General features: G+C 41.1%; 20 protein-coding genes. 15 read left to right on the forward strand and 5 right to left on the reverse strand.

What is annotated here, in order from left to right:
- Positions 1 to 208: 208 nt before the first annotated feature.
- From ODU55_RS05080 to ODU55_RS05130, 11 genes are all read left to right on the forward strand, one after another.
- Positions 209 to 706 carry a hypothetical protein gene (locus ODU55_RS05080; RefSeq protein ID WP_398582105.1) on the forward strand — a complete coding sequence of 166 codons (498 nt, stop codon included), beginning with the start codon at positions 209 to 211 and terminating at the stop codon, positions 704 to 706.
- Between the two features lie 79 nt (positions 707 to 785).
- Complete coding sequence (gene tpx, locus ODU55_RS05085; protein WP_105121833.1) at positions 786 to 1,271, forward strand: thiol peroxidase; 486 nt, start codon at positions 786 to 788, stop codon at positions 1,269 to 1,271.
- A gap of 239 nt (positions 1,272 to 1,510) precedes the next feature.
- A complete protein-coding gene (locus ODU55_RS05090) occupies positions 1,511 to 2,377 on the forward strand; it encodes a helix-turn-helix domain-containing protein (RefSeq protein WP_398582106.1) in 867 nt (288 codons plus the stop codon).
- A 429-nt stretch (positions 2,378 to 2,806) separates the two neighbouring features.
- Positions 2,807 to 3,706, forward strand: coding sequence for an ATP-binding cassette domain-containing protein (locus ODU55_RS05095; RefSeq protein WP_398582107.1), 900 nt, complete (start codon positions 2,807 to 2,809; stop codon positions 3,704 to 3,706).
- Positions 3,696 to 4,403: a hypothetical protein gene (locus tag ODU55_RS05100; protein WP_398582108.1), complete on the forward strand. Its 708-nt coding sequence runs from the start codon at positions 3,696 to 3,698 to the stop codon at positions 4,401 to 4,403. Before ODU55_RS05095 ends, ODU55_RS05100 begins: the two co-directional genes overlap by 11 nt.
- A 19-nt stretch (positions 4,404 to 4,422) precedes the next feature.
- Entirely contained in the window at positions 4,423 to 4,989 is a 567-nt protein-coding gene (locus ODU55_RS05105; RefSeq protein ID WP_398582109.1) for a hypothetical protein, read from the forward strand.
- Between the two features lie 21 nt (positions 4,990 to 5,010).
- Positions 5,011 to 5,475, forward strand: a complete 465-nt coding sequence (locus ODU55_RS05110; RefSeq protein WP_398582152.1) for an ATP-binding cassette domain-containing protein — start codon at positions 5,011 to 5,013, stop codon at positions 5,473 to 5,475.
- A 201-nt stretch (positions 5,476 to 5,676) separates the two neighbouring features.
- Positions 5,677 to 6,120, forward strand: a complete 444-nt coding sequence (locus ODU55_RS05115; RefSeq protein WP_398582110.1) for a MerR family transcriptional regulator — start codon at positions 5,677 to 5,679, stop codon at positions 6,118 to 6,120.
- Positions 6,117 to 7,031 carry an amidohydrolase family protein gene (locus ODU55_RS05120; RefSeq protein WP_398582111.1) on the forward strand — a complete coding sequence of 305 codons (915 nt, stop codon included), beginning with the start codon at positions 6,117 to 6,119 and terminating at the stop codon, positions 7,029 to 7,031. The genes ODU55_RS05115 and ODU55_RS05120 overlap by 4 nt, the downstream gene beginning before the upstream one ends.
- Positions 7,032 to 7,691, forward strand: a complete 660-nt coding sequence (locus ODU55_RS05125) for a putative quinol monooxygenase (protein WP_398582112.1) — start codon at positions 7,032 to 7,034, stop codon at positions 7,689 to 7,691.
- 62 nt (positions 7,692 to 7,753) lie between these two features.
- On the forward strand, positions 7,754 to 8,887 hold the full coding sequence (locus ODU55_RS05130; protein ID WP_398582113.1) for a low temperature requirement protein A: 1,134 nt from the start codon (positions 7,754 to 7,756) through the stop codon (positions 8,885 to 8,887).
- A gap of 33 nt (positions 8,888 to 8,920) precedes the next feature.
- Here the strand turns inward: ODU55_RS05130 and ODU55_RS05135 are convergent, their stop codons facing one another.
- From ODU55_RS05135 to ODU55_RS05155, 5 genes are all read right to left on the reverse strand, one after another.
- Complete coding sequence (locus tag ODU55_RS05135; protein ID WP_398582114.1) at positions 8,921 to 9,256, reverse strand: hypothetical protein; 336 nt, start codon at positions 9,254 to 9,256, stop codon at positions 8,921 to 8,923.
- A complete protein-coding gene (locus ODU55_RS05140; RefSeq protein WP_398582115.1) occupies positions 9,253 to 9,444 on the reverse strand; it encodes a hypothetical protein in 192 nt (63 codons plus the stop codon). Before ODU55_RS05140 ends, ODU55_RS05135 begins: the two co-directional genes overlap by 4 nt.
- Before the next feature lie 289 nt (positions 9,445 to 9,733).
- A complete protein-coding gene (locus ODU55_RS05145; RefSeq protein ID WP_398582116.1) occupies positions 9,734 to 10,615 on the reverse strand; it encodes a hypothetical protein in 882 nt (293 codons plus the stop codon).
- A 12-nt stretch (positions 10,616 to 10,627) separates the two neighbouring features.
- Positions 10,628 to 11,488: an ABC transporter ATP-binding protein gene (locus ODU55_RS05150; RefSeq protein WP_398582117.1), complete on the reverse strand. Its 861-nt coding sequence runs from the start codon at positions 11,486 to 11,488 to the stop codon at positions 10,628 to 10,630.
- 2 nt (positions 11,489 to 11,490) lie between these two features.
- Positions 11,491 to 12,708 carry a hypothetical protein gene (locus ODU55_RS05155; protein ID WP_398582118.1) on the reverse strand — a complete coding sequence of 406 codons (1,218 nt, stop codon included), beginning with the start codon at positions 12,706 to 12,708 and terminating at the stop codon, positions 11,491 to 11,493.
- 163 nt (positions 12,709 to 12,871) lie between these two features.
- On the opposite strand from ODU55_RS05155, the gene ODU55_RS05160 reads away from it, so the two are divergent.
- From ODU55_RS05160 to ODU55_RS05175, 4 genes are all read left to right on the forward strand, one after another.
- The gene (locus tag ODU55_RS05160) at positions 12,872 to 13,207 is read left to right on the forward strand and encodes a helicase BlpT (RefSeq protein ID WP_398582119.1); all 336 of its coding nucleotides are present in this window, start codon (positions 12,872 to 12,874) and stop codon (positions 13,205 to 13,207) included.
- Between the two features lie 90 nt (positions 13,208 to 13,297).
- Positions 13,298 to 13,999, forward strand: coding sequence for an ABC transporter ATP-binding protein (locus tag ODU55_RS05165; protein WP_172028152.1), 702 nt, complete (start codon positions 13,298 to 13,300; stop codon positions 13,997 to 13,999).
- A gap of 11 nt (positions 14,000 to 14,010) precedes the next feature.
- Positions 14,011 to 17,376, forward strand: coding sequence for an FtsX-like permease family protein (locus ODU55_RS05170; RefSeq protein WP_398582120.1), 3,366 nt, complete (start codon positions 14,011 to 14,013; stop codon positions 17,374 to 17,376).
- Between the two features lie 80 nt (positions 17,377 to 17,456).
- Positions 17,457 to 18,764, forward strand: coding sequence for a hypothetical protein (locus tag ODU55_RS05175; RefSeq protein WP_398582121.1), 1,308 nt, complete (start codon positions 17,457 to 17,459; stop codon positions 18,762 to 18,764).
- Positions 18,765 to 18,813: the final 49 nt, after the last annotated feature.

An 18,813-nucleotide genomic window follows, 5' to 3' on the forward strand; every position in this document is an offset into this window, starting at 1 on the left:
TCCGTTAGCTGCCGTAAAAAATGATTTTTGGGAACAACAATATCATACAGGGGAGAATAGGAACTAAGATCTAACTGAATTTGATTATCAAGCATAGGAATCACCTCGACTCTAGTATAGCAAAAAAAGCCATCAAGTTGATGACTTTTTCAGTGGGTTCGTATGTTTGCCAACTATTGGTTTGGGAATTTCTTTAGGAGGGCTTTTGATGGCGCGTGCAGTGTCTGCTAGACCGAAACTATTTGATAAGGTCGTTCTGTTTAATTATTTTCCAAGTCTGGTTGAATCGTTTAAGATTTCAATTCCGAAGTTTTTGCATTCTTATGTAGAGAAGGGCTTTCCGAACTTGTTGGAAAAGATAATAGAGAAATACATTTCAAGGCAATTCTTCCTAAACTGGCAAATTGAACATGCTAAATGGGTCTTCGGCGCGGATAACTTGAATGACTTGCTTAGGAAGGCGAGTGAATTTACAGAAGTGACGTTTACAACAGACGGGCTCATATTTTTGTCGGAAGGTGACAATTACTATGATTATCATATGGGGCTAGAATTTTTTAATCAACTACCGAGTAACAACAAGCAACTGGTCGTCTTTCATCGCGATAGTGTCTCCTCATGGCATTGTCAGAACGGAGCCTCCTTCGCGACGAATGACCACATGTTTGATTGGTTGATGAGTAGCAATTTTGATAGCCATGGATGAAAGATAAAGAGAATCAAATTACTAGCTATTTTATCGAGAAACGCTTACAATAGATATATTAAGTGCAAGGGAGATGTTTATGACAACCTTTATTGGAAAACCAGTGACCTTGGTAGGTCCACGATTGCAAGTGGGAGATACTGCCCCTGATTTTGTGCTCATGGCCAATGACTTGAGCCTGAAAAGCCTGAAAGACTTTGGCAAGCAGACCAAGGTCATCAGTGTGGTGCCTTCTATTGACACAGGGATTTGCGATACCCAAACCCGTCGCTTCAATCAGGAACTGGCTGACCGTGACAATACTGTTGTTGTGACTGTCTCAGCAGACCTGCCTTTTGCCCAAAAACGCTGGTGTGGTGCTGCAGGTTTGGAGGATGCCATCACCCTGTCTGATTACTATGACCATGCCTTTGGTAAATCCTACGGTCTGCTCATGCGAGAGTGGAATTTGCTGGCGCGTGCAGTCTTTGTCCTCAATGCCGACAATGAAATCACCTACGTAGAATACCTGGACAATGTCAACGAACATCCCGACTATGAAGCAGCTTTGGAAGCTGTCAAGTAAAAGAATACAAAACGGTGTCTGAACAGGCATCGTTTTTTTAACGCTTAAATTATCCTGCTAGAAATGTATTGTGAAGATAGGTTGTGAAAAGAGGGGATGTTCATGATTTAGGATGAAACGAAGAGATAACATACATATTCTGATATAGATTTTATAAATAATATGCAAATGGATATTTTTATTGTCTTTAAAATTCATAAGTGCTAGAATAGTTGTATAATACGAGTGAGGTAACAACAATGACTATACAACTAGGCTCTAGGTTAAAACAAAAAAGAAAAGAGATGAAATTATCTCAGAAAGAATTGGCAGAAGGTGTATGTAAACAAGGTCAAATTAGTAGAATTGAGAGTGGCGTTTATACTCCTGGCTCTGAATTGCTTTTTGAATTATCAAAAAAACTAAATGTTTCGATGAATTACTTTTTTGAAGACACTGTTTCTGAGCAGGAAGAGGAGTTAGTAGAATTCAAAACAGTTGTACGAAATTTCTTAGTCCATAGAGACTACCAAGGACTACGATATGTTTATGAATTGGAGTCTAATAATAAACATCGTTTATCGGTAGCAAATCAATTATACTTAGAGTGGATAGGTGGATTAGTCGATTTTTATTTTTATGATAAAAAGAAGGAAGCTATATCCAAAATGGAATATCTACTTGAACAATTGGAGAGTTCTAATTTATTTTTTTTACAAGTATCAAATACACTCCTAAATTTTTATTTTGATGTTAATGATGAAGAATTATTTGATGTACAATTTGAAAGACTGACAGAAAAAACGGATAATTTTCAACCGCTCACGATTGAAGAATTGGAATTAAAAATTAAACTTCAATATAACATTTCACGTTACCTATGGCTAAAGAAGGATTACATCCAAGCCATAGCTAGCATCACAAAGGCCATCGAATTTTGTAGGTCACATAGAAGCTATTATTCCTTACCCGATTTATTTTGTTTACTAGGTAATGTCCATGAAGAACTTGGAAATACAGAGAGTGCGAAACAACATTTTCGTCAGGCATATTTTTTATATAAATTGGATGCTAACCGTCAAATGGAATTGAATCTGGAGCGATATATAGAAGAAGACAAAATCTAGGAATCCCAATGACCTAAAGATTGGCAAGAGTTGATAGTAGATAAGTATATATTTAAACGCAGGGAATCAGCCAATTTGCTAACATGATTTTTGCGTTTTTAATTTGCAAAATTCTTTTAATTATATCACCAGAAATACATATTAGAATATAGTTTTAAAAAATACGAATTTTATATTTTATATATAGACAAGATAAGAGAGTTGTGATAAACTATAAATGAAAGGGGTTACAAAATCCTGCCATGAGAAAATTGAAAATGAGAGAAAAAACAAAAATAACAGCTGGTCAAATTTGTCTATACTATTGGTATGGAATCGGTTTCCTTTGCTGGGATTAGTTTACATGGTTCCGTTCACCAAATAATTTAATAACTTGACTGGTCGATAGTTTGTCACTTTTCTATCGACTTTTCTTTTTAGGAGGTTGCTATGGCAAATACATTATTAAATGTTACAGCAGTATCCAAAACTTACGGAAAGCAAAAAGTTCTAGATAATATTAGTTTTGATATTAACTGTGGAGAAATTTGTGGTCTAGTGGGAGAAAATGGTGCTGGCAAAACTACCTTAATCCGAATTCTTGCAGGATTGATTTCGAGTAATTCTGGTGAAATAAGCGGTTTAGAGAGTCAAGCTGTTTCCTGTATTGTAGAGTCACCTGCTCTGTATCCCCATTTATCTGCAGGCGACAATCTTCGTGTTCAAATGATAGGTTTAGGAATTGGGGCGGATATAGATAAAGTCAAAAATCTATTACGTATGGTTGGACTTGAGGGTGTAGATTCTAAGAAAAAAGTGAAAGATTTTTCTCTTGGAATGAAGCAACGTTTGGCAATAGCCTTGGCTATCTGTGATTGGCCCAAACTACTTATATTAGATGAGCCAATAAACGGTCTGGACCCTGTGGGTATTAAGGAAATTCGTGAGATTCTTCTGCTCTTGAAAAATGAATATCGTATGACCATTCTAGTTTCAAGCCATATCTTGTCTGAATTAGACTTAGTCGTTGACAAGTATATCATCATGAGCAAAGGAAAAGTGTTACAAATCATACAAAAAGATGCTCTGAAAAAACTACTTCAAACCAAACGGATTGTTAGAGTGGATAAGGAGCATGAAGCACTTGATGTGTTACTTTCCGAGGGAATTGAGGCGATAGTGACCGAAGAAGGAATTGAGCTTTCAGAAATTGGGAAATCAACTAGCTGGATTATTGATTGTTTACGGAAAAACGAGATTCAAATCGAGGAAATCATTAAATTTCAACCGAGTTTTGAATCCTATTATCTATCTTTGATTACAAGAGAGGAGGTTCCTCATGTTCCATAAAGTGAAATCAGACTTTTATAGGGTATGGAAAGAAAGTAGTTTATTTTTTCCAGTCTCTCTGGTGATTTTTTTAGGAGTACTCTTCGCTTATCTGATGAGAGAAACTGATGGACAAGGAGGTATTACGATTATTTTATCTTCAGTGGCAGGGTTTATCCCTCTATTCTTCTCAAGTGCTTGTAATCTAGTCTGGGGAGAAGAATTTACCAATCGCACCATTAACCATGCAATCATAAAAAGTTCCTCTCGTTTTTCAGTTTACCTTTATAAATTGTTTGAAACCTTGTCCCTGTGTTTTGCATATACGCTTTTACTATTTTTTACAGTAATTGTATGTAGAATTTTTTTGAATGGACAAGTAGATGTGGGTGAATCATTTGACCTGCTTATTAAACAATTGCCATTTCATCTCTGTTTTTCGCTACTGTGTCTGTATATTTTTCAGTATGTAGATAAGATTTATCAAGCCTACCTTATTTATACCATGATTGTCTTGATGTTTGATAATTTAGTTTCGTATGTTACAACAAGTCTTTTGGCAAATGATGTCTTTTCTCATTTCTTTCTATTTAATCAGGTAAAGTTAATCACTAAGCAAACAGAATTTTTTACTCCGTCTAGTCTCATTGCATTGATATTTAGTGTTGTCTATTTATTGAGTTCGTACTTACTTTTTTCTAGTAGGGAGTTTAAATAGTTTAAGGAGGGCACTTGTAATGAAAAAAATAATCCCATTTTTCATTTTAATCATTACTTTTTTAGGAGTTGCGATTTACCTAAGTTTAGAGAGTGACAAAACAGATGTAGAGATTGCTAAGTCTTGGACTGTAACGAGCAAAGAAATTAATACGATTGAAATCTATGGTAGCGAACAACCTTTCGAACTTGAAATTGTGGAGACTGACAATGAAGTGACGATGATTAGTTTGACAGGGAAAATTTCTGAAACAGCAATGTCAACACTTGAGAAGGCAGATATAGGTACAAATGATGCTTATATACCATTGGGTAAAAAGGGTTTTAAGTTAGTTACCGTCGCAAGTGGAAAGAGTAGTTTAAAAGCAAAAATTGAATTGGCAAAAGGTGCTACATTTAAAGAAGTTTATGTTGATACATGGAATGGTACTGTAGATATTACTCTGCCTCGAAGTTACGATGGAGGATATGATGTCAATTTGAATAGTGGGGCAAAGTTACTAGAAGTTCCTGAAGAAGGAGCTAATAAGGCAAGTATCCTCAAAATAGATGCCTATGCCGATGTTAGCATCAGAAAGGGTGATTAAGATGATTACTTATCATAAGGTATTCTAAGTCCTACATCAGGTGAATTATGTTTAAAAGAGAAAACGTTAGGGGCTTTAAAACATACAGATATAACACAATATGTTAGTAGTTACTCAAACGAATATAGATTGTTTGCTGGAACAGTGATGCATAATATGTACTTTGATTTATTTACAAATTCTCATATAAATAAATTTGATTTCAATAGATTTTTAGGATTACACCATAATTATCAAGTAAATTCTCAAGAGAAAAATTTATCTTTGGGTCAGCAACAACGATTATTGATACTGAGAGCCTTGGTCCAAAAAAATAAGCAGGTTTTTGTATTTGATGAGCCAACTAGTAATTTAGATGAGCAATCTAGAAAAGAATTCATACAGATGCTATTAGAATTAAAAGAATCAGGAAAAATAATTTGTATCGTTTCACATGACAAAAATTTACAGTCTATTGCAACAGATACTATATGTCTAAGTAGGTAGTATTTGATTGCATTTGTTCAAATTCATCCAGTTCGATGTAGAATACCTGGACAATGTCAATGAACATCCTGACTATGAAGCAGCTTTGGAGGCTGTTAAATAAAAGAATATTACGGTGCCTGAATAGGCATCGTTTTTTATTTTTTATATTGACTTATAGTGAACTACAAGTGTTATAATGGCATACAGGAGGTGCAGACCATGGACAAACTCGGCTACACGATTGCGGAAGTCAGTCAAAGATACCAGATCAATAGTAATACTCTACGTTATTATGAACGAATTGGCTTACTACCAGATGTTCCAAGAGCAAGCAATGGACATCGCTATTTTACAAAGGAAATCCTGGCTTGGCTGGAGATGATTATCTGTTTGCGTCACTCAGGTGTCAGTATTGAAACGCTGACAGAGTATGCTTCCTTGTTGAAGGAGGGAAATAGTACCGTTAAGGAACGGGAAAACTTGTTGCGGGAGCAGTTGGCAACTCTCTATCAAAAGCAGGCCAACCTCCAACGCTCCATTGACCGTTTGGAGAAAAAAATAGCTTTGTATGAATCAGGTGAAATTGGACAGGGGCTTTCCTACTTTGAGGACTATGCGATTTTATCCGATGAAAAGGACAGTTGGAAGGAGATAGATGTATGAAAATAGATGTATTTGCCCATGTATTGTTGCCCCAGTTTTATCAGAAAATGTTGGCCCTTGATCCAGCCTTGCCTCAAAAAATGCCTTTTTTACAGAATCCTATCCTACAAGATATGGAAAAAAGGCAGGCTCTGCAAGATTCAGCTGTCAAACAGATTATTTCATTTGTCAATGTCAATCCAGAAGATTATCTGGAAGCAGAGCCAGCCTTGGCTTTGGTTCAAGAAGCCAATCAAGAACTCTTGGAAACTGTTCAGACCTACCCAAATCAATTTTTTGCTGGTGTGGCCATGCTGGCCCTGAACAATATTGAGGGAAGTCTGGAAATTTTGGAAGACTTTGTCGCTAAAAATCCTGAAATTGTTGGTGTACAGCTGTTTTCAAGACACCTTGGCCTGTCCGTTGCGGACCAGAGTTTCAGACCAATCTTCGCTAAATGTGAAGAATTAGATATTCCTATCTGGTTGCACCCTGTATTTGACAATCGCAAACCAGATAATAACATTGTTTTTTCATGGGAATACGAGCAGAGTCAGGCCATGCTGCAATTGGTTCAGGCTGGTATCTTCCAAGATTATCCTAATCTGAAAATCATTGTTCACCATGCAGGAGCCTTAGTGCCTTTCTTTAGCGGACGGATACAGTACATTTTGCCAGAAAAACAGGTGGAGGACTTCCGCAAGTTCTATGTGGACACAGCTATTTTGGGCAATCCAAAGGCACTAGAATTGACCCTTGACTATTTCGGCGTGGACCATGTTCTCTTTGGAACAGATGCTCCTTTGGGTATTGCACCTGCAGGGGCTACGCAGGTCATCTCAGACGCTATTGACTCCCTGCCCTTATCTCAAGAGGACAAGCAGGCCATTTACTCTGAAAATATCAAACTATTACTGAAGGAGGCAAAATAGATGAGTACACCAGTTGTTCATTTATTTCAACTAGGAGTTGATGAGAAAAATCGTGATAGTTTTTATCAAGTGGGTGTGAAGAATTTCCAGACCTCCTATGAAGAGGAAGCTGGCACTCTTGCCATGTACGCCAGTTCTTTAAAGGGAAATTCGTTGGAGTACAAAGTTTTTGAGGTTTATGCAGATGAGGAGGCCTACCAAAAGCATCGGAATTCTCCGCACTTTAAAGCTTATGTAGAGCAGGTGGGCTCCAAACTCACCAAGCGGGAAGTCTTTGAAGTAGAAGCCTTGTTTTTGGAGGAAAAACTCCCATCTGGAGTGTGGCTAGGACCAGAACACCATTTCCTAAAATTTGCCCAGGTTCAAGTGGAAGCGGGGAGTGAAAAATCTTTTGAAAGAAGTGTCCTGCTGAATATGCAAACTTCTATAAAAGAAGAAGCAGGTGTTTTAGCCATGTATGCCGCCAAGGACAGCCAGCAATCAAATCGTTATTATTTCTACGAAGTGTATGCTAGTGCGAAAGCCTACGAAGACCACCGATTGACTCCGCATTTTCAACGCTATATTTCAGAAACGCAGGATATCGTGGAAGAAAAAATCTTACAGGACTTAGAAAACAGTATCGCCATCTCGAGAGGGCAACTAGCTTTTTCTAGCTAATTTGTATCCTCTAACTTTCTGTGCTATACTGGTGAAATGAAAAAATTTTAACAGGAGATTCTATGCCCTTTATCAAGCATAAAAAGGTCGAGTTGACCGAATTATTTTATGATTTAGTTTATGTCTATACAATCAGTCAGCTGACGTCGATAATCCACCATGCCCATCAGGGAGTTGTCAGTCCCCAATCCTTTTTTAACTTCTCAGTTGGACTGATTATTTTTATCAATTCTTGGATGGTGCAGACTGTCTTTACAAACCGTTTTGGAAGTAACAGCTTGAGAAATATCATTTTTATGTTTTTGCAGATGATTTGTCTTTTGGTGGCATCAAGTGCAGTTGCAGGAGATTGGCAGACTAGTTTTGTATGGATTTTTCTCCCCATGGCCATTATTTCCTTGCTGCTTCTGGTTCAGTACATTTTAGAATATTTCCAGACTTCAAACGATGCGGATCGGAGTCTGATGAAGCAGTTTTTCTATATCCTCGGTTTGCGGTCGGTCATGCTCTTTCTTTCTTTATTTTTCCCTTATGAGATAGGTATGTGGATTGCCTTGGTTGGTATTCTCTCGACCTGGTTGCTACCTGGATTGCTCAGCGATCCCAACCGTGGCTTTGTTTCGGCTGACTTGAATCCAGTAAATTTTCCACACTTGATGGAGCGCTTGTCGCTCTTAGTGATTATTACTTTTGGCGAGTCCTTGATTGGTATTTCAGAGCATTTCAGTCCAGAGAATTTTTCTTGGGAATCCATTGCGATTTTCATTACTCTGACAAATCTTTTCATGGTCTATATTGTAGAAGTGGACCACCTGCTTGATGTAGAACGGGAAGAAACTGGGATTCGTGCCATTTATAGTCACTACCCCATACTCTTTGGGCTCAGCTTGATAACCATTGCCCTCTCATTTTTTGGAAATGGTGACATGAATGTCCAATACACAGTCTTTTATTTTTACGGTGGCCTAGTCCTCTTTTTGCTCGGACTCCTCCAGCACAATGCCTACAACAAGCAAGGCAGAATCCTAACCAAGCAATTTCAATCTACCCAGCTCCTGCTCATCAGTATTGGCTTTGGAATTAGTCTGCTAATCTTTACTCAGTCATGGAGTTGGTTGATCGTGATCAGCTTGATCGTGACTAGTCTGATGATGATTGGTTTTGTTGGTATGAACCTTGGTCATTCGGCAGAATAAAGAATCCCGCTTCGATCGAAGTGGGATTTCTGTTTACTGACGCTCGATGGTCAGGCTGATTTTGACGATTGGTTTTCCTGGCGTCCGCTTGGTCCACCAGTCTTTGATGTGGAAATAGCTGAGCAGGGCAAGCAGGATTGGGTAGGCAGTTGACCAGACACTGATAAGTGTATGGAGTTTTGAGACCTGAAGTACCAGTGATTCCTTGGTTGCCAAAAGGATGCTCTTATCACGAATGTAGTCTTGGATGCTGTCAAACAAGACCTGCACATCACCAATTTTCGTCAGAGGAGCTTCAGCAACGATGGCCTGAATATCCGTCCCAATCGCCTGAATATCCAGTTCTTGTAGGGATAGGACATTTTTCATAAGTCCAGTCCAGTCGAGAGACTAGTCACCAAACCAAAGACAATCAAGCCGATTGAACTCCAGAACAAGAGACGGTAGCCCCAAAGAATGAGCTTGTTAATCTTGCCATCCATGAGCTTGAAGGCCCTGATGAGCTTGCCAGTCAAGAAGTAGAAGAGAATGATTTCGACTATGCAGATGAGGACCATGACAAGTAGGAGCAGGATTGCCCGTCACACCCATCCCTGGATCAGCTGGTCTTGAATCAGATCGCTGATGTTTTCTAGGTCAAGCTGAAAAAGGCCTTGGATTTACTTGTTAAAAATGGTACGTGAAAGAAGAAAATCAAACAAGAAAGTATTAGGTAGATTGCACTCCAAGTAAATGAAGATAGGGATAATTTTTTCACTCTTCATGCCTTTCTTATGCTAACGTTTGCACACCAAGGCATTGTAACATATGTTCAGTTTGAAGTCTAGTGACTGGCTTGCATTCGGCTTATTTTCGTTTATATCTCTGTAGGAGTTTAGCAGTTGCTAATCGGATAAAGACCAGATAGAAAACGGTCACACCAGCCATTTCTAGCAGGAGTTTCTGCAACTGCTTCCCTACTGTTATGGTAGACTGAGGATTTGTGCCAATCAGAATGGGATAGTGTTCTTGGAAGGTAAATTGGAACTGATGTGCCAATAGAAGCAGCATGAATAGGATGAGGGCATAGATAGCAACTTGTAGCAGAAGAGCAAGTTGGGTCAGGCTAGTGGCATATTGACCAGGGGATAGGCCGTTGATAAAGAGGAGACCACGATGTTTGGAAAGGTCAGACATCAGAAGCCAGACTAAGAGACAGCAGATGACGAGAGGAATCATATAGTTACTAGCTGGAAGAACTTGTAACAAGGTCAGATAAACATCCTTGGGAGCAGTAGGGTAGTGAAAGGTAAGAGTTTGCTCTAGAACTTTTTTATAGACTGTGATACGTTCTGCCAGTTCGCTGTTCGTAAAATGGTTGATATTGTGCCCGTTTGCCTCCCAGTTTTGCATGGTCTGGTAGAGTTCTAACTCCGTTTCCAAGACCTCCTGACTTTTTCCTTGGATATGTTCCTTTTCTAAGTAGGTGGTCGTCAGTTCCAAGAGTTTTTTATAATAATCCATGCTTTCCTGGTCTAAGGCTTGAGCTTCCTTATCGTCAGCATACAAGAAGGTTTCAGCTTCTTTTTTGACTTGTATGATACGGGTTCGATCTTCAAATCGCAGGTTTTCGGCCTCTAGGACATTCCGATAAGATAGTGCAAGTGGGATAAGAGCCACAGCGGTCATGAGGGCTAGAAAAATAGCATTACGTTTCAGTCGTAGAATGAAAAGAGTTAGGGTGTTCATAGTCAGACCTCCCTATTCAAATAGTTCTTTATAGATTTCTTCGGACTGGTGCTCCTGAATGCTAATATCCAAAATTTCCACCTGACAAGTCATGACTTGGTCAAGGTAGAAATGCAGACTGTGAACACTGGTGTCTACCTGAATGCTATCATTGGTCAAAGTCAGTCCCTTCACATGCCCAAGTTTCTGAAAAACTGTCTGATTGTCACTAGTCTGAACGGCATATTGTCGCCCAACCTGTTCCAGTTTCCACTCAATGATTTTTCCCTGTTTTAGAAAAAGCAGTTGGTCGGTTAGTTGGTCCACTTCATTTAATTGATGGGAAGACACGATAATGGTTGAACCATTTTTGGCTAGTTTCTGGAGCAATTTTCTGGTCTGGATGTAGCTAGTCGGGTCCAGTCCGTTCAAGGGTTCATCCAAGAGCATGACCTGGGGCTTGTTCATAATACCGATAGCCAGCAGGAGATGTTGCTTCATTCCCAGGGAATAATTTTTGACAGGGATCTTCACATAATCCCGGATGCCGATTTCTTCAATGACTTCCTCAATCCGCTCTTTGGGTAAACCTTGGATAGTTTGGACCAATCGCAAGTGTTCCAGCCCAGTCAATTCAGGGTAGAGGACACGGTTGTCCTGCAGGTAGGCAAAGGTTTGGTAGACAGTTGGATTATCGTGCTTTTTGCCATTTATTGAAATCTCTCCCGAATCAAAGGATTGCAGGTTGGCAATGCAGTCTAGGAGGGTTGTCTTTCCAGCTCCATTTGGTCCAATCAAGGCCCAGATTCCAGGCTCCACCAGTTCTAGGTTTAGCTGGTCTAGTATTTTCTTTTTCCCGTAGGATTTGCACAAATTGTGAATGGATAGTCGCATGGTTAGACCTCACTTTTTCTTGTCAGGAGATAGAATTGCAGGCAATAGATGAGCAGGTTACTGATGAGAAGAACCGTAAAGACTTTTGGAATGCTATATCCTGTTAATTGATGGTAGATGATAGCACTTCCGTCCGCCAGATTGCCTGCGTTCCATAGGCTAAATGGATTGAAGATATGGGGATAGAAGTTGGCAGAGATGACAAGTCCTAGTGTGACAACCAGTCCAGCCAGTCCATTTTTTAAGACTCTAGCCAAGGTCTGTGCCACTCCCAGCAAAAATAGAAGGTAGAGATAGTGCATGCCACAGGCTAGCAAGATGACCTGGTAAATAGGTTTGATGGTTGTGGTGATAAAACTGTAAGCCAGTCCCCTACTGGTATAGGTGGTGACGGGATAGATCCAGCTACTATTGCCATTTAGTAAAAATGCGATGAGCAAATGGCTCAGATAGAGGGTGAGAAAGAGGGCAGTATAGAGTGTTAGGAAGGCTAGGTATTTATTGGTTGTGATTCGGATTCTAGTCAGCCCTAGGGTCTGTAAAAGGCGAATCTGTCGGCTAGTTCCCTGCTGGTCTTTGATGAAAAAATTGGTGAAAGTTAAGAGAAAGAGAGGAAGGGTGATGACCAGGCCTAGCTGTTTTTGACCCTGCCAGATTTCATGACTGGTTCCTTTTAAGGCCTGCTGGCCCAGGCTCTTGACGATTTCTCTATCTGTTGGTGTTTGGGGATTCTCAAAGGCTGTTAGGTAAAGCTCAGTTGGAAAGGCAGAGGGTATCTCCTTTTCTAACAGATACTTGGACATCAAGAAGGTATTTTCGATGGTTTGTGGGGTAAATTCATAGCTTCGGTAGGAAAGGCTGATATACTGTCCATCCTTCTGATAGTGCTGGATATTTTTCTTATAAAAATAGGTCCAGTCCTCCTGTTTGACCGCCTCAATCTCCTTTTGGTGGTTGGCAATATAGTCTGTAAAGAATGTTTTTTCAGCCTGATAATCTTCTTCGCTGAGAGTTTGATTCTGATACTGTGTTTCCAAATCTTGTATGATATTTTCAAAATTTCGGATAGACTGTTCATAGTGTTGGATGACCTTTAATTTGGCTTGCCGATTGTGGTAGCCTGCTAGAAGGGAACTAGACAGGATAGCAATCAACAAGACCAAGATAGCGACCAAATTTTTCTTGCTACGGAAAAATAGCTTTCCTTCAATTTGAAACATAGATACCTCCAGGGGATAAATGGCGAACGGATAGATGTATAAATGTGTCATTTTCTATCATTATAATATCAATATAGCCATAAATCAAGAAATTACACAAACAACTTGAATATCTTTGTCTAATTTGATATACTAAATTCATCGAAGACAAGGAGGGTCTTTTATGGAAAAGACACAGATTATTCAAGACGTTTTGGCCCTCATTCAAGACTTGAATCGGGCCTTTCAAGCAGATAAAGTTGGAACAGCTGATGAACAACGGTTCCAGCATAATCTGACAGAGACGACACGCATCTTAACGGAGGCCAAGACGGTCACCAATACAGAACTGATTGCGATTGAGAAATTCTACCGTTCGACCAGCTTTTTGGTTGGACTGGGCAATCTGCGGTTGAGTGAGAAAAGCAGGCAGGCTTGGCAGGCCTTTGATCGCTACTACTACCACACTATCAGAGAAGAGTTGAAACTCTATGGTGGCTCTGCTATTGCCCAAGTATAATAGATGATCAGAGAGGGTGAGAATCCCTCTTTTGTGCTATAATAAGTAGTAAGAATACAGTTGTTAGGAAGAGAAGAAGCGAGGTGTGCCATGTCCTACATCCAAGTAAAGAATTCGTCAAAATACTATCAAATGGGGGATGCGACCATTGTGGCAAATGACGGTGTATCCTTTGAGATTGAGCAGGGTGAGCTGGTTATCATTCTTGGCTCATCTGGTGCGGGTAAGTCCACGCTTCTCAATATCCTAGGTGGTATGGACAGCAATGATGAGGGAGAGGTATGGATTGATGGTGTAGATATTGCCAAGCTGTCCAGTCATGAATTGACCAACTACCGACGAGATGATGTTGGCTTTGTCTTCCAGTTTTATAATTTAGTCGCCAACCTGACCGCCAAGGAAAATGTGGAGCTAGCAGCAGAAATTGTCAAGGATGCCTTGGATGCCGAGGAGGTCTTGGAACAGGTCGGACTCGGTCACCGTATCAATAATTTCCCCGCCCAGCTTTCAGGCGGCGAACAACAACGTGTGGCCATTGCCCGTGCCGTTGCCAAAAAGCCTAAAATCCTTCTCTGTGATGAACCGACAGGGGCTTTGGACTACCAAACTGGTAAGCAGGTCTTGCAAATCCTACAAGATATGTCCCGCAAGCAAGGTGCTACGGTGATTATCGTGACCCACAATAGCTCACTGGCTCCCATTGCGGACCGAGTGATTCGGATGCGGGATGCCCGTGTGCACTCTGTAGAGCTGAATGCAAATCCGCAAGATATAGCTAGTCTAGAATATTAGTGGGGGAGCCTATGAAAAAGAAAATCTACTGGAAGGATATGAGGCAATCCCTCCTTTCTTCTAAGGGACGTTTTCTGTCCCTATTTAGCCTGATGATGCTGGGAGCCCTAGCTCTGACAGGTCTAAAAGTGACAGCTCCCAATATGGAACAAACTGCCCAAGCCTATATAGCCAGTCATCGAACGATGGATTTGGCAGTCATTTCTGGTCTGGGTATCAGTCAAAAAGACCTTGATGAAATAGGTGCAATTGACGGAACGGCAGTTGAAGCTGGCTATTTTAAGGATGTGGTTGCTAAGGAAAATCAGACTGCGGTTCGTCTTTTTTCAGCTCCAAAGTCTATTTCCACCTATAAATTGCTAGAAGGGGAATTGCCTAGTCAAAAGGGGCAAATTGCTCTATCTACTTCCTTACAAGCTAGCTATCAAATAGGAGATACATTTCAAGTAACCGAGCCTGACAAGGACGGCACCATCCTGACCCAAACGTCCTTTACAGTTGTTGGTTTCGTAGCTTCGGCGGAAATTTGGGACAATGAAACCATGGGCATGGCCGCAAGTGGAGATGGTCAGTTGACAGGCTATGGAGTTGTTGCGGAGGAAGTTTTTCAATCTGAAGTTTTTACCATTGCCAGAATTGTCTATGATGATCTACAAAATCTGTCATACTACAGTCAGGCCTATCAGGAGAAATTGGACCAACACCAAGAAGATCTAGAAAAGTTATTGGCAGATAATGATGAACAGCGGTTGGAAACCATTCAGGTAGAAGGGCAGACGGAAATTTCCCAAGGAGAAAAAGAAATTGCCCAAGCTCAAAGCCAGCTGGACCAAGCAGCAGAAGACCTGGCGACTGGTCAGGAGCAAGCAGCAAGCGGTCGCAGTGACTTTGCGCGTGGACGGGCTAAGCTTGTTCAGTCGGAAATGGAATTGCGAGCAACTCTTGCCCAATTGTTGCAAACCAAGTTTCAATTGGATGAAAGTAAAAAAGAGCTGGATAGTCGCAAGGCCCAGCTAGACCAGACGGCTTCTTTTTTAGAAGGAAATCAAGAGTCTTTGGACCAAGCGGTTCAGCGTTTAGATGCGGCAAAAGTTGAATTGGATAGGCAAAATGCCCAGCTCAGTCAAACGGCTTCTCAAATTTCAACTGGTCGTGCCAACTGGTACCAAAACCAACAAAATTTAAATCAGCTGATTGCCAATCAAGTTCAAGCTGGCCAAACCTTATCTGACTATCCTGACTTATTGGCTAGACAGGAAGCCTTGGACGCAGAAAAAGCTCGCTTAGATCAACTTGAAGCTGACTATGAGCAAGCCAACCAAGCCTATATCAATAACTATGATTATTACCAATCAAAAGTTGCAGAATATGAAACAAGTCTAGCGGATTATCAGACCTGGGATCAGGAATACCAATCAGCTTTGGCCCGCTATCAAGCAGGTTTGGGTCAGTATGAGCAAGGTCTGGCAGCCTATCAAAAGGGCGTTTCAGATTATGAATGGGGTGTCAGTCAGTTGGAATCTTCTGACTTGAAACTTCAGCAAGAGGAACTCCGCTTGGAGCAGGCTGATGAAGAACTGAAACAGGCTCAAACTCAATTATCAGAAAAACAGGCGGAAGCCAATCAAGAAATTAGTCAGGCCCAAACAGAGATTGCCCAGGCCAAATCCGACTTGAGCAAATTAGAAAAATCTCCCTATCAGATTTACAGTCGGACCAGCCTTCCCGGTGGAGATGGCTACACCACCTATAGCAATGCGACCAAGTCCATTGCAGCAGTAGGCAATGTCTTTCCAGTAGTTCTCTATCTGGTCGCAGCTCTGGTTACCTTTACCACCATGGCCCGATTTGTCGATGAAGAGAGAACCCAGTCAGGACTCTTCAAGGCACTTGGCTATACCAATGGTCAGATTATGGGCAAGTTCATTCTTTATGGACTAGCTGCCGGTCTCCTTGGTACTCTTGTCGGCATACTGATGGGGAATCTTGTCCTATCGCCTATTATTTCAAGCATTATCACCCAGACGACAGTCATCGGGTCTGCCCAGCTTCATTTTTATCCACTTTGGACAGGTCTGGCCCTCTTGCTTTCTCTGATTTCATCCGTCCTCCCAGCTTATCTGGTAGCTCGCAGAGAATTGACAGAGAAGCCAGCCCAGCTCCTGCTTCCAAAACCTCCCGCTGCTGGCTCCAGCATTTGGCTAGAAAAATGGCCAGCCATCTGGTCCCGCTTGAGCTTTACCCACAAGGTGACTGCCCGCAATATCTTTCGTTACAAGCTCCGCATGCTCATGACCATCTTCGGTGTGGCAGGGACAGTCGCCCTCCTCTTTGGCGGTCTTGGCATTCGTTCCTCTATCTCAGGGGTTGTCCAACGGCAGTTTGGGGACTTGAACCATTATGATATGTTGGTAGTGGAAAATAGCAGAGCAGAGGTGAAGGACTTAGACAAATTAACAGACTTTCTTCATTCAAACCAAGTTCGGCAATCCTTGCCAGTGGCTTTTGAACAACTCCATCAAACAGTGGAGACAAATGGCCAAAGAAAGAATGTATCAATCAGCCTCTTTATTTCAGACCGTCAGGATCTAGGAAATCTAGTCAGTCTTGAAACATCAACTGGTCAGTCTATTCAACTGAGTGGCAGGGGGATTGTCCTAACGGAGAAACTCGCAGCAATCTACGGTGTGACAGTTGGAGACAAGCTATCGCTGACCTTGGAGGATAAGGAAGTTCAGGTCAGGGTTGCTGCTGTGGCGGATATGTATGCTGGACATTTTATCTATATGACCAGAGGCTACTATGAACAAGTGACGGGCAAGCAAAAGACTGCTAATGCCTATCTGATAGAGTTGAAAGATGACCAGACCAGCCATGTTCAAACGATTTCTAGCCAGCTGCTAGCCATGCCAGCGGTCAGAAGTCTGGTGCAAAATACCTCTCTCATGTCCATGCTCACAACCATTGCAGGCTCACTACAGACCATTATGACTATCTTGGTGGTCTTGTCCATCTTGCTTGGTCTAGTTATCCTCTACAACCTAACCATTATCAACATGTCAGAGCGGATTCGAGAACTATCGACCATAAAAGTTCTGGGCTTTCATAATAAGGAAGTGACCCTCTATATTTATCGGGAAACGATTGTCCTTTCCTTGATTGGTATGGGCGTTGGGCTGATTGGCGGAATCTACCTTCACAAGATTCTTCTTGCCATGATTGGTTCGGATAGTATTCGTTTCAATCCCGCAGTCGGTCTGGAAGTTTATGCCATTCCAATTCTAGCCATTATCGGAATTCTAGCCGCCCTCGGTATCTATGTAAATCATCACCTGAGAAAGGTGGATATGTTAGAAGCCCTCAAATCTGTTGAGTAGTGCTTGGTGCACAAAAATCCTAGTTTCGGCTAGGATTTTTTTCTCGGTACAGCTTCTGAAAAATATGCTATAATCTTGTCATGAAAAAAATAAGTGATTTAGGACTAACAGGTCGAAAATTAGTTGGAGAAGGTCTGATTTTAGTCTTCATCGGTCTTGGATTTTTAATTGCTGGTTGGCACTTTTCAGGACTGATTCTTCGATTTGTTCACGCAGGTTTATTCTTTTTGGCTTTATATGAATTAAGCATGATATTTTTCAGAAAGAAGAAATCGAGTGAAAGTGTGCTTGCCCTAGTGGGAAAAGCAGTATTATTTGGTATTTTGGCAAGTATTGATTTGGCTATTCAAATTCCTCTCTATTTTGCAGCTATTTTTATAGGGATTTACCAGCTTTTTACGGCAGTCATTAATTTCATTACTTTTTATCTATATAGAAAAGATGGGGTGCAGCCACGGATTCGTTTTTTGATTGACGGAGTTTGGCTATCCCTGTTAGGCATCGCCTCTCTCTTTGTATCAGGCACACAGCTAGTTGTTCAAACAATTGTCATCGGTGGGTATCTGGTCTTGTACGGACTAACTAATCTGCGTGATGGCTTCTTGTTTGAGGAGGCTATTGAGCAACAAAATCTTAAGCGCCATGTCCGTTTGCCCCTACCATTATTTTTAGCAGCTTTGATTCCTCGTATGACCCTGCAAAAAGTCAATGATTACTTGGCGGATAATAAGGGACAAACAGCTCAATCTATCTATAACCGCCACAAAGAAATTGCGGAGCTTCCAGCATTAGAAGTCTTTGTACACGTTGGAGAAGAAGGGGTCGGAGCAGTTGGGCATGTTGATTTGAGTTACAAAGGGCAGGTCTACGGTTTTGGTTCATACGATGTCCTGTCGGAGCGTTTGGGTGGTGCAATTGGTGACGGAGTTTTGTTTAAAGCTGAGCGTCAGGCCTACATTGATTTTTGTAACCAAGAAGGAATGACTATGTTGGGCTATCAATTGGCATTGAGTTCTGAGCAGGAAAAAGCGGTAGAAACTCGACTAGCTGAAATAGAAGGTTTACTGCTTCCATGGCAACCAAGTGCGGAAAAGGTCTCTAGACGGTCAGACGGCCAGCCGATTGAAATGTATGCCTATCGAATGAAAGAGGCAATTGGGGCAGCACTTTTCAAATTTAAAAAATCAAAATTCAAAACCTACTTTGTCCTCTCAACCAACTGCGTCCTTTTGGCTGATTCAGTAATCGGTCAAGCAGGAACAGATGTCCTAGGCTTGCGCGGTTTCATTGCTCCAGGAACCTACCAATCTTACCTAGATCAAGAATATGAAAAACCACATAGTTTAGTAGTTGCAAAGAACATTTATTATCGAAAAGAGAAATCCTAGTCACTGACTGGGGTTTTCTATTATTCCAGCCCTCCCTAGTCCACTAAAA

It is taken from the genome of Streptococcus sp. 2022WUSS037 (assembly GCF_044427225.1).
In the GTDB taxonomy this organism is placed as follows: domain Bacteria; phylum Bacillota; class Bacilli; order Lactobacillales; family Streptococcaceae; genus Streptococcus.

What these genes read in the sequence shown, in the direction of transcription:
- ODU55_RS05140 (WP_398582115.1), bottom strand. Translation starts at nt 9,444, where the DNA reads ATGGTCCTCATCTGCATAGTCGAAATCATTCTCTTCTACTTCTTGACT.
- ODU55_RS05160 (WP_398582119.1), top strand. Translation starts at nt 12,872, where the DNA reads ATGGAAAAGACACAGATTATTCAAGACGTTTTGGCCCTCATTCAAGAC.
- ODU55_RS05090 (WP_398582106.1), top strand. Translation starts at nt 1,511, where the DNA reads ATGACTATACAACTAGGCTCTAGGTTAAAACAAAAAAGAAAAGAGATG.
- ODU55_RS05115 (WP_398582110.1), top strand. Translation starts at nt 5,677, where the DNA reads ATGGACAAACTCGGCTACACGATTGCGGAAGTCAGTCAAAGATACCAG.
- ODU55_RS05175 (WP_398582121.1), top strand. Translation starts at nt 17,457, where the DNA reads ATGAAAAAAATAAGTGATTTAGGACTAACAGGTCGAAAATTAGTTGGA.
- ODU55_RS05150 (WP_398582117.1), bottom strand. Translation starts at nt 11,488, where the DNA reads ATGCGACTATCCATTCACAATTTGTGCAAATCCTACGGGAAAAAGAAA.
- ODU55_RS05165 (WP_172028152.1), top strand. Translation starts at nt 13,298, where the DNA reads ATGTCCTACATCCAAGTAAAGAATTCGTCAAAATACTATCAAATGGGG.
- ODU55_RS05155 (WP_398582118.1), bottom strand. Translation starts at nt 12,708, where the DNA reads ATGTTTCAAATTGAAGGAAAGCTATTTTTCCGTAGCAAGAAAAATTTG.
- ODU55_RS05130 (WP_398582113.1), top strand. Translation starts at nt 7,754, where the DNA reads ATGCCCTTTATCAAGCATAAAAAGGTCGAGTTGACCGAATTATTTTAT.
- tpx (WP_105121833.1), top strand. Translation starts at nt 786, where the DNA reads ATGACAACCTTTATTGGAAAACCAGTGACCTTGGTAGGTCCACGATTG.
- ODU55_RS05100 (WP_398582108.1), top strand. Translation starts at nt 3,696, where the DNA reads ATGTTCCATAAAGTGAAATCAGACTTTTATAGGGTATGGAAAGAAAGT.
- ODU55_RS05120 (WP_398582111.1), top strand. Translation starts at nt 6,117, where the DNA reads ATGAAAATAGATGTATTTGCCCATGTATTGTTGCCCCAGTTTTATCAG.
- ODU55_RS05135 (WP_398582114.1), bottom strand. Translation starts at nt 9,256, where the DNA reads ATGAAAAATGTCCTATCCCTACAAGAACTGGATATTCAGGCGATTGGG.
- ODU55_RS05080 (WP_398582105.1), top strand. Translation starts at nt 209, where the DNA reads ATGGCGCGTGCAGTGTCTGCTAGACCGAAACTATTTGATAAGGTCGTT.
- ODU55_RS05105 (WP_398582109.1), top strand. Translation starts at nt 4,423, where the DNA reads ATGAAAAAAATAATCCCATTTTTCATTTTAATCATTACTTTTTTAGGA.
- ODU55_RS05170 (WP_398582120.1), top strand. Translation starts at nt 14,011, where the DNA reads ATGAAAAAGAAAATCTACTGGAAGGATATGAGGCAATCCCTCCTTTCT.
- ODU55_RS05095 (WP_398582107.1), top strand. Translation starts at nt 2,807, where the DNA reads ATGGCAAATACATTATTAAATGTTACAGCAGTATCCAAAACTTACGGA.
- ODU55_RS05145 (WP_398582116.1), bottom strand. Translation starts at nt 10,615, where the DNA reads ATGAACACCCTAACTCTTTTCATTCTACGACTGAAACGTAATGCTATT.
- ODU55_RS05125 (WP_398582112.1), top strand. Translation starts at nt 7,032, where the DNA reads ATGAGTACACCAGTTGTTCATTTATTTCAACTAGGAGTTGATGAGAAA.